The sequence below is a fragment of the Pontibacter sp. BAB1700 genome (genome assembly GCF_000277005.1).
GTDB classification, from domain to species: domain Bacteria; phylum Bacteroidota; class Bacteroidia; order Cytophagales; family Hymenobacteraceae; genus Pontibacter; species Pontibacter lucknowensis.
Map to the genome: position 1 here is coordinate 1 of NZ_AKIS01000223.1, position 9,580 is coordinate 9,580.

General features: G+C 49.7%; 13 protein-coding genes and 1 pseudogene. 11 read left to right on the plus strand and 3 right to left on the minus strand.

Going from position 1 to position 9,580, the window contains the following annotated elements:
• The first annotated feature begins 355 nt into the window (after window positions 1–355).
• The 11 genes and pseudogenes from O71_RS20280 to O71_RS20330 all read left to right on the plus strand — a co-directional run bounded on the left by O71_RS20280 (window position 356) and on the right by O71_RS20330 (window position 8,003).
• The gene (locus tag O71_RS20280; RefSeq protein ID WP_007660856.1) at window positions 356–1,072 is read left to right on the plus strand and encodes a hypothetical protein; all 717 of its coding nucleotides are present in this window, start codon (window positions 356–358) and stop codon (window positions 1,070–1,072) included.
• Between the two features lie 111 nt (window positions 1,073–1,183).
• Window positions 1,184–2,580, plus strand: a pseudogene (gene fumC, locus O71_RS20285) (class II fumarate hydratase).
• A gap of 421 nt (window positions 2,581–3,001) precedes the next feature.
• Window positions 3,002–3,220 carry a hypothetical protein gene (locus O71_RS20290; RefSeq protein WP_007660868.1) on the plus strand — a complete coding sequence of 73 codons (219 nt, stop codon included), beginning with the start codon at window positions 3,002–3,004 and terminating at the stop codon, window positions 3,218–3,220.
• Window positions 3,217–4,029, plus strand: coding sequence for a hypothetical protein (locus tag O71_RS20295; protein ID WP_155801041.1), 813 nt, complete (start codon window positions 3,217–3,219; stop codon window positions 4,027–4,029). Before O71_RS20290 ends, O71_RS20295 begins: the two co-directional genes overlap by 4 nt.
• A gap of 137 nt (window positions 4,030–4,166) precedes the next feature.
• A complete protein-coding gene (locus tag O71_RS20300; protein WP_007660872.1) occupies window positions 4,167–4,697 on the plus strand; it encodes a GNAT family N-acetyltransferase in 531 nt (176 codons plus the stop codon).
• 138 nt (window positions 4,698–4,835) lie between these two features.
• On the plus strand, window positions 4,836–5,612 hold the full coding sequence (locus O71_RS20305; protein ID WP_007660874.1) for an SDR family NAD(P)-dependent oxidoreductase: 777 nt from the start codon (window positions 4,836–4,838) through the stop codon (window positions 5,610–5,612).
• 105 nt (window positions 5,613–5,717) lie between these two features.
• Window positions 5,718–6,113 (plus strand): methionine-R-sulfoxide reductase, encoded by a 396-nt coding sequence (locus O71_RS20310; RefSeq protein ID WP_007660876.1) that lies wholly within the window; start codon window positions 5,718–5,720, stop codon window positions 6,111–6,113.
• Window positions 6,114–6,136: 23 nt separating this feature from the next.
• Window positions 6,137–6,448 carry a peptide-methionine (R)-S-oxide reductase gene (locus tag O71_RS20315; RefSeq protein WP_007660877.1) on the plus strand — a complete coding sequence of 104 codons (312 nt, stop codon included), beginning with the start codon at window positions 6,137–6,139 and terminating at the stop codon, window positions 6,446–6,448.
• Window positions 6,449–6,535: 87 nt separating this feature from the next.
• Window positions 6,536–6,922 carry a diacylglycerol kinase family protein gene (locus O71_RS20320; protein WP_007660878.1) on the plus strand — a complete coding sequence of 129 codons (387 nt, stop codon included), beginning with the start codon at window positions 6,536–6,538 and terminating at the stop codon, window positions 6,920–6,922.
• 200 nt (window positions 6,923–7,122) lie between these two features.
• Window positions 7,123–7,524 (plus strand): hypothetical protein, encoded by a 402-nt coding sequence (locus O71_RS20325; protein ID WP_007660879.1) that lies wholly within the window; start codon window positions 7,123–7,125, stop codon window positions 7,522–7,524.
• 2 nt (window positions 7,525–7,526) lie between these two features.
• Window positions 7,527–8,003 (plus strand): DinB family protein, encoded by a 477-nt coding sequence (locus tag O71_RS20330; RefSeq protein ID WP_007660880.1) that lies wholly within the window; start codon window positions 7,527–7,529, stop codon window positions 8,001–8,003.
• Between the two features lie 130 nt (window positions 8,004–8,133).
• On the opposite strand, the gene O71_RS20335 is transcribed toward O71_RS20330, so the two are convergent.
• From O71_RS20335 to O71_RS26135, 3 genes are all read right to left on the minus strand, one after another.
• Complete coding sequence (locus O71_RS20335; RefSeq protein WP_007660881.1) at window positions 8,134–8,925, minus strand: DUF4382 domain-containing protein; 792 nt, start codon at window positions 8,923–8,925, stop codon at window positions 8,134–8,136.
• Window positions 8,926–9,071: 146 nt separating this feature from the next.
• Window positions 9,072–9,380, minus strand: coding sequence for a hypothetical protein (locus O71_RS20340; RefSeq protein ID WP_155801042.1), 309 nt, complete (start codon window positions 9,378–9,380; stop codon window positions 9,072–9,074).
• A partial coding sequence (locus O71_RS26135) for a hypothetical protein (RefSeq protein WP_237717926.1) occupies window positions 9,338–9,580 on the minus strand: 243 nt, incomplete at its 5' end. The genes O71_RS20340 and O71_RS26135, both read right to left, overlap by 43 nt.

Sequence of the window (9,580 nt, forward strand, 5' to 3'; positions counted from 1 at the left end):
ATAAAAAGCGTGAGTAAAAAAATAAGCAGAAAAGATGAGATCGCGATCAGATACTCCCTGACAAACGCTACGAGATTGGAAAGTTTCATAGATAAATGAACAGGCTATTCAAAAAAACACCGGCCTTGCGCAAAACAACGGCCGGCAGAAGCACTTAGTTCAATGTTTAGGTCATCAAAAATAACTAAAATATTGCATCTTCTGCAACATTTTAGGGGCTTATTATCCGACCGCTGCTTAAGTCATGCCATGTCATTCCTTTACGACCAAACTATCACTTATTAAGTGGATACTGCTGTTTTTCTGCCGTAAATTGGGTATTGCGTGTTAATTTTACGCCAAACACCTTTTTACCATGATAGATATTCTGAAAAGCCTGCTGTTGAGTTTCATAGCTGTAGCCATATTGCTACCTGTGCTCCGTTATGCGCTACGTCGGCTGTCACCGGCAGGGCAGCAGGCTAAATTAAGTGCTGACGAGTCCCGCTACCTGCAAAAGAAGGAGTGGCAGTTAACTTTGGCCTACTTTGTATTCGCTTCGGTGCTGTCCGTTTTCTTCTCAGGGGCACTGGCCATGCTCTCCAGCATTCTGCACCTGTCTTCTGAGCAGATGTTCGTGATGACACCTAACTTCAAAGCCTTCTTTGCGCCAGGCCTGCTGTTAGGCCTCACCGTAGCGCTGCTACCGCTCCGACTCTCACAAAGCACGCTGCTCAACCAGGACTATGACCTCTACAAGCAGTACCTGCGCCAGCAGGAGGGACTTCGTTCCATCCGCCTCTACAGCATCCTGTTTGGTGTCATGCTGGGTTTCTCGCTGGTTGTGCTTTGGTTTGCCATGCGCTGGCATGTGAATGTGGACGAAAACCAGGTGCAGGTGACCAACCTGCTCAATCAGGAACGCACTTACCCGCACGCCGCCATTGAAAGCATTCACTACATGGGCACGGAGGGAGAATACCTGATCACGTTTGAAGACCAGACGGTGCTCAACACAGCTTACCTAAAGCCTGTTTCGCTGGATATGATCGCCCTGATGGCTGACCGCTCCGGCAAGCGTGTGATACGGTAGACTCGCAGGTATGCGCTATACCTTGATTATACCTGCAAAGCGGCCTTAAAAGAATATTTTTCGTAGTTTTGCCACAGTTAAACTGATCCTTTAAACCTAAGTATAAACGATATGCAAGTTCGCGTAGAGAAAGACACGATGGGCCCGATTGAGGTGCCTGCCGACAAATACTGGGCGCGCAGACACAGCGCTCAAAAGAAAACTTCACCATCGGTGGTCAGCAGATGCCGAAAGAGGTGATTGAAGCCTTTGCTATCCTGAAAAAGTCGGCGGCGCAGGCCAATGCTGAACTGGGTGTACTGGCGCAGGACAAAGCAGACATTATCTCGCAGGTATGCGACGAAATCCTGGAAGGCAAGCTGGACGACCAGTTCCCACTGGTGGTATGGCAGACAGGCTCGGGCACACAGTCAAACATGAACGTGAACGAAGTGGTGGCTAACCGTGCGCACGTGGTGCTGGGTGGCAGCCTGATGGACGAGAAAAAGAAGATTCACCCGAACGATGACGTGAACAAGTCGCAGTCATCAAATGACACCTTCCCGACAGCCATGCACATCGCCGCTTATAAGAAAGTGGTGGAGCACACGCTGCCAATGGTGAAGAAACTGCACGACACGCTGAAGGCGAAGTCAGAAGAGTTTATGGATGTGGTGAAGATCGGCCGTACACACCTGATGGACGCTACGCCACTGACACTGGGCCAGGAACTGTCTGGCTACGTGAAGCAGCTGGAGTATGGCATGAAGGCGCTGGAGAACACGCTGGATCACCTGAAGGACCTGGCACTGGGCGGCTCTGCCGTAGGTACAGGCCTGAACACACCGGCTGGTTACGCTGAGCTGGTTGCTGAAAAAATATCTCAGTACGCCGGCCACGATTTCCGCACGGCTCCAAACAAGTTTGAGGCCCTTGCTGCGCACGACGCCATGGTGGAAACCTCAGGTGCCTTGAAGCAATTAGCCGTATCGCTGATGAAGATCGCCAACGACATCCGTTTGCTGGCTTCTGGTCCGCGCTCAGGTATAGCTGAGATTCTTATACCTGAAAACGAGCCAGGCTCTTCTATCATGCCAGGTAAAGTAAACCCGACGCAGGCAGAAGCCATGACGATGGTTTGCGCCCAAGTGATCGGTAACGACGTGGCAATCTCTGTGGGTGGTATGAACGGCCACTTCGAACTGAACGTGTTCAAGCCGGTGATGATCTACAACCTGCTAATGAGCGCTCAACTGATCGGTGACGCCTGCGACTCATTTGACAAGCACTGCGCCGTAGGTATAGAGCCAAACAGAGAGCGCATCAAGCATAATCTGGAGAACTCCCTGATGCTGGTGACTGCCCTGAACCCGCACATCGGTTATGACAAAGCCGCAGCCATTGCGAAGAAAGCGCACAAAGAGGGTACCACGCTTCGTCAGGCAGCCATCGAACTCGGCCATCTTACAAACGAGCAGTTCGACGAGTGGGTGAAGCCAGAGGATATGATTGGCAGCTTGAAAAAATAAGCTTCCCCTAACACGCAACATACGCACTAGCAAAAGGCAGCCTCTACAGGGCTGCCTTTTTTATTTGCGATCGATTTCTGTACAAACTTCTAGTCTTTGTTGAATTTAAAGAATCCTTTCAGAAATCAAATTTTAGGACAATTTTTCAGTAGCCCGTCATAAAAAATTCAAATTTTAGCACAATTCCACAAACCGTTCTGAAAGAAGTCACGTATCCCAATTCAGAAGCTTCAAATCAGTGGATTATCCCCTCGTATTATAAAACAGAGACATTCCGGTCAGTCGGACCGTATTGCAAAAGGTTCGCCTTCACTTAATATTAATTAAATCAATTAACGATATATAATACAATTTATATGTATATACCTGTGACTGGTTCACAGGCTGCATTCTGTTTATTTTTCACCCTAGTTTATTTCCTATGAAAGCATTCAGTACAAAAACCCTCGCCATGGCTTTTGCCAGTCTTTTCCTTTTTTCTTGTGAGCGTGACAATGAGCATGACGTTGCGGAGCCCATGGCCGTTAACCAGGACGATAACCTGATTGGCTATGACCCGACAACCTGCAACCTGGTACAGTCTTTTGGTGAAGGCACGCTGCCACGCACTGCTGATGTAATAGAGGAGGACGGCGCGTGATGATTGTAAAGGCACAGAAAAGAGGGAACAACGGCAAGTATTTGCAGGAGACGCAGGCCCTTTTGCTTGACGCACACGATCCCGCCACTGACCTTGTTAACAGAATGGATGCCAACATGCTGGCCATGTCAGGTCTGCTGACGGTAGGGGATGGTTCCGGCAAGCAGGCTAACCGCAAAGGCGGTCGGCTGATATTGGATTTCTCTCCTGTGAGCACTGTTACCATGAAGACCATGGTTTTCACAGATATTGCCGCCGAAGACAAGGGTTCTAAAGTAGAGCTTTACAGCCGTAACGGACAGCTCATCGAAAGTAAGGAGATTCCGACAGGAGAGAAAAACTCAACGGTGATCGTGTCTTTCAATAATATACCTGGTGTGGCTAAGGCCATCGTTACCTTCGGGGATGAGCGTAGTACAGTAGGTTCTGGTGCTGTGGCTCGTCTGCAGCTGTGCGTTGAAGGGCAGGGACGCTACGATGATGCCCGCTACCAGGATGTGCACACCCTGTGGCTGGAGTACACCGGTCAGCAGCCTGCCAACGTCACTGTAAAGTCGAAGCAAGATGGCCAGAGAGGCAGAGGCAACGTAATTTTTGAGGCCAAAGGCATGAAGCCCGGCACCATGTTCAAGATCGCAGCCACAGAGGCCACCGCTTTAGGCGAGGCACTCCAGATCGAAACGCAGCGTCGCGAAAAGCAGCTTATACCTGTAAACGCAGACCCTACTGCTTCACTAAAGAAACAGTATGGCAACTTCAGAGTAGTAGAGGCCCGCTGCACGGATTACCCACTTAAATTAGAAGAGTAAGGTTGGAATGTAATTAACTGGAAAGCAGCTCTGCAAAGGGCTGCTTTTTTTTATGCATGCAACCTAAAGCAAATATACCTGAGTAGTGCACAAAACATTAAAGTTTAAATTGCAGGCAAAGTACAGTTATCAATGGTATGGACAACGTCAGACAAACAGATGCATCACACCGTCTCTTCCATGAAGCCTGGGAGCTGTACGAACAGTCTTTTCCGCTGGAAGAGCGGCGACCTTTGGACTGGCAGCTCGACATCATGTCCCATGCCAACTACCATTTTGAGCTTATATTGCAGGAGGATGCACTGGTAGGTATACTGCTGTGGTGGAGCTTTGAGGAAGTAAGTTACATCGAGCACTTTGCCACGGTTCCGGCTTTGCGCGGTAGGGGCTATGGAAAACTTATACTGGAGGCCTTCACAGGCCGCAGTACAAGGCCTGTGCTTTTAGAAGTGGAGCCACCGCACGAAGAAATTCAGCGGCGCCGTATCCGGTTTTATGAGCAGAGCGGTTTTATACTGAATGATCACTATTACCAACAGCCTCCTTACCACCCGGGGCAACAGCCGCTTACATTGCTGCTCATGACTTACCCCGCTGCCATTTCAGCCGAAACTGTGGCGCACTTTGTAGCCAATCGACACCCGCTCATATACCGGCTGTCGCAGTAGTTTCGCCCACCTGGCTGCTTTTGGTCATAATACCTGCTTAGAGATCCCTCAACTTGCTTTCCACAGCATCACAACCATCTGCCATTACCATAAGTATGATTACTTATGCTTTACACCTATACCTCTAAAACCTAAGCAATGGACAAACTAAAAAACAAAGTTGCCTTGATCACCGGCTCCGACTCGGGCATTGGAAAGGCGACCGCAATCGAATACGCCAAAGAAGGAGCTGACGTAGTGGTTACTTACCACACCGATAAAGAAGGCGCTGAAGAGACGCTGAATGAAGTAAAGAAGCACGGCCGCAAGGGCCTGGTGCTGCAGGTGGATATCAGTGACGAGCAGGCTGTGGAAAAGCTCTTTGAGCAGTCCCTCAATGAGTTCGGCTCCATCGATATACTTGTGAATAACGCTGCGGTAAACGGCTCTGGCATCAACGTAGCCGACATGGACACCGAAGTTTTCGACAGAACGATCAAAACCAATCTGTACGGCACCTTCTTCTGCTCACGTGCTTTTATCAGGCACCGCAAACAGAAGGGCGGCAAAGGCAAGATCATCAATGTGTCGTCGGTGCACGAAGAGATCGTGTCGGCAGGCACGGCAGACTACTGTGCCTCTAAGGCCGGTGTGCGCAATCTTACCCGCACCCTGGCGCTGGAACTGGCAGAAGACGGAATCAACGTGAACAACATCTGCCCCGGCATGATCCTGACCCCTATGAACCAGGAGGCGGTTGATGACAAAGAGGCCCGCCAGGAAAGTGAACAGAACATCCCGATGAAGCGGGCCGGCAAACCTGAAGAGATTGCTAAGGTAGCGCTGTTTCTGGCTTCTTCTGATTCAGATTATGTCACCGGATCGAGCTACTTTATGGATGGTGGTCTGTCGCAGCATGTGGGGCAAGGGGCTTAACAATTACCCGTCAGTACAGTATACCTGCGCCATCCTGTCAGGACAAGCCCTTGCGGTGCGTTATTTGTATACCTGCGTATACACAACCTAATTACTAATAAGCTTATGAAAATTGCGAAAGACCCATCGGAGTATAACCAACTGACACCGGACGAAGAGCGCATCATTGTGCGCAAGGGCACCGAATACCCGGGAACCGGGGAGTACAATCTCTTCAAGGGGGAGGGCGTATACCTGTGCCGCCGCTGCAATGCGCCGCTCTATACCTCTGAGTACAAGTTTGAGTCGAACTGCGGCTGGCCAAGCTTTGATGATGAAATAACGGGTGCTGTGAAGCGCATACCTGACCCGGACGGGTACCGAACCGAGATTGTTTGCGCCAACTGTGGCGGTCATCTGGGGCACGTGTTCGAAGGGGAATACCTTACCCCGAAAAATGTCCGACACTGCGTCAATTCCCTCTCTATGAAATTTGTACCGGTCGAAGACCTGGAGAAGTAAACCGAAGGTATAGCCCTAAGCAAATGTTCAGGCACAGGCAGCAGGTATCGGCAGCGGACCGGGCGCATGAAACCGGCTCCTACGTCTGTACCTGCTGTGGCCATACACTGTTTGAGGCCAGCAAGAAATTTGAGGTCGGTTCCGGCTTCCCAAGCTTCTGGGCACAGATTGGTGACCATGTTATCCACAAGAAGCTTCGTACGTATGACCGAGAGCGCACGCAACTGCTGTGTAGCAAATGTGGCCAGCACCTGGGCCACTTATTCGAAGACGCACGCACTCCCACACAGCTTCGTTACTGTATTAATCAGGCAGCCATCCGTTTTGCAGAATAGCAAGGCGGGGCAGGCTCTTAACTTTATACCTTTATCTTCAGTATATTATAGAAAAAACTGAATATTCTCACCCTGATATATTCCCTTATGAGCCGACCCTCGTTTATCAGAAGCCGCTACAACAGTTTCCGGTTTGCCTTTAAGGGCATGACAGCCGTATTCCGCTCCGAGCCGAACATGCACCTGCATGTGCTGGCTAGCATCATCGTGCTGGTCATGGCTTATCGCTTTGAAGTCACGCGGGTAGAGTGGTGCCTGTTGATACTTTGCATAGGCCTGGTTTGGATGGCCGAGATCTTCAACACCTCCATCGAAACGCTTACCGACCTGGTATCACCGGAGGAAAATATATGGGCAGGTAAAACCAAGGACCTGGCTGCCGGCGGTGTGCTGATGGCTGCTATCACCTCCGTGGCTGTTGGGCTGTTTATCTTCATACCTTATTGGGTTGACTACGTAAACACTGAATTGTAATTGGCGCAAGTAAAGGGATAGCCTAGAAAACCAGACCTGCTCTCAATGCTAGGTCTTAGTTTGATACTAGCTTGCAGATCGTTTTGCTATACCTGATAGGACACTCTTTATACTGACAGCATTAGGTATAACGCCGTAGCATGACCAGTGTTTAACCATAAATCCCTACCTTTGCGCACCGTTTGAAAAAAGTGAACGCTATGCCTTTATTAAAACCCGTCAAGTGGGCGCTTGCCTTCTCTGTTATGATCGCTTCGGCAAGTTGCCGAACGACAGAGGAGCGTGCTGTAGTTACCACTGAAGTGGAGCAGGAGCGTGATACCCCAACTGGCTGGCTGAGCGAGCTTATCAGGGAACTGGAGCAGGAAGACGTAGCCAATCCGCCGGCTAAGGTATACCGCTATACCTACAACGAGCAGGAGGTCTACTACCTGACCAGTCGTTGTTGCGACGTTCCTGCCAGGGTATACGATACTGATGGCAACCTGCTGTGTGAGCCTGAGGGCGGCATTACGGGTGAGGGCGATGGCCGCTGCCCGGACTTTTTAGACACACGCACAAACGAGACCTTAATTTGGGAAGATAAAAGAGAATATAATTAAAGATGACTGGAAACGACGTATTAAAGAACCTTTCGGAATATAACATCTGGGCAAACCAGACGATGCTAGATGTATTCGATTCGCTGCCAGAGTTGCCGTCTAACTCGGGCCGCCTATTCAGCCACGCCCTTAACGCACAGGCCATTTGGATCGCCCGAATCACCGGCACCGAGAGCCCCGTGAAGGTATGGCAGGAGCATACGCTGGAGGAACTGCATAAGCTGCACCAGTATGCCTCTTATAAAATAGCCGAATTGGTAGCCAACTCCGATGAGGAGGAGTTCAACCGCCTGATCGACTACACCAACAGCCAGGGCCACAAGTATAGCACCCGCGTGCTCGACATCCTGACCCACGCCTTCAACCACGCCACTTATCACCGGGCCCAGGTAGCCACTGACCTGCGCAAGTGCGGCCACAACCCGCCTAACACTGACTACGTGACGTATGTGCGTGAGCTCATGGGTCAGGTATACTGATTGGTTAACAGAAATTTTACGGCAGAAGAAATTATACTGCCCATAAAAAAGGAGCCCTTCGTAGCGAAGGGCTCCTTTTTTATATGGTGTTGATTTTATTGGCTATTGCCAAATAGATTATTGTTCAGGATTACTCGGCCATCAAATCAATCGTGCCAATGCTTTTAACCTGGTCCTGTGCTACAGTCACGTTTTCGACTGTTTTGTTGTGCTCGTCATTCTCGGTATAGAACTTAACGGTATAAGTGCCTGCTCTTACACCTTTAATCAGGAAGTCACCGTTTTCATTTGCAAATCCACCGATGGTGTCATTCGCAGCGGAGATCACATAGATACCTGGCTTTAGCTCGGCAGGCGTTACTCTGCCTTGTATAGCGCCTGCTATAGCTTGCGTCACAGTACGGATAACTGGCTTTAGGTTATACTGTCCGTTACCTCTGGCCACAACCGACTTGGCTGCGTCGAAGTCCAGCAGCACCACGTAGGTCACATCTTCTCTTAGGTCGGCGTTCAGTTGTAACTTCAGTCCTGAAGTCTGTCCGCTCGGCGTCTTCAAATCGACTACAGTGCCATTCTTCAGTTTCACGGAGTTATTATCGCCAAGCACCAGTCTAATTTGGGAGATAGTGCCAGCTGGTAGGTTAGCAGAAGCCAGCAGCGTGTCACGTCCGTTGGCGAAGTCAAGTAGGTTGTAAACGCCTGGGTTGATCTCGTCTAGTGTGAGCCAGCCGCTTTCGCTGTCAGTATTCTCCTTGTGGATCTGCACAGAGCGAATATCCACGTTCACCTCTTCATAGTCGCCCGGGGCATCCGTCATGCGCACTTCCATACGGGCTGTGCCATTACTGTCAGTTTCGCTGTCACAGGAGCTAAACCATACCAGGCCACTCATTAAAAAAGGAATCAAGAATTTAGTTCTCATAGAAATTGGATTAAGTTTAAACCACTACGGTGCTAAATAGCAACCATTATACGAATAAACGGGATAAAGTTGCACAAAAGTATATAGCTATAAAAAAATATAGGCCGCTAAGCTAAGCATAGCGGCCTACACTGTATTTCAAGGCACTATTGCTGAACTTTAGTAGTATCAGGCTTAGCTGGCTGTGTAGCTGGTTTGGTTCTCGGCTTCAGAAAATCAGTGATCTTGTCTGTTGCCTGCTTTTTGATTTGCTGTTCAGCTTCCTGTCGTTTCTTCTCCAGTTCCTGACGGGCTTTGTCCTCGGCTTCCGTCTTTCTTCTTTCAAGTTCGTTGCGTACGCTGTCCTGCACCTGTTGCTTCTTCTGCTCCAGCTGCGTTTTAGCGTCATCTACCTTGCTCTTCACAACGCTTTCTACCAAATCCTTGGCCTGCCCCTTGGCACTGCCACCCGCCAAAGCCACACGTGCTCAGAGAGTGTACCTCCAATGTTCAGGTTTAGTGTAATTCGATCAGAAGTCTTTAGTGCTTCATTGCCAATCAGACTTCCCAGTCGAGTGTTTAGCTCACGGCCTATTTTTCCGGCTGGAACATTGAGTGCGGTGACATAATCAATGTTGCCGTTCACATTGTTGGAGCCACCCACGGTCATATCCAC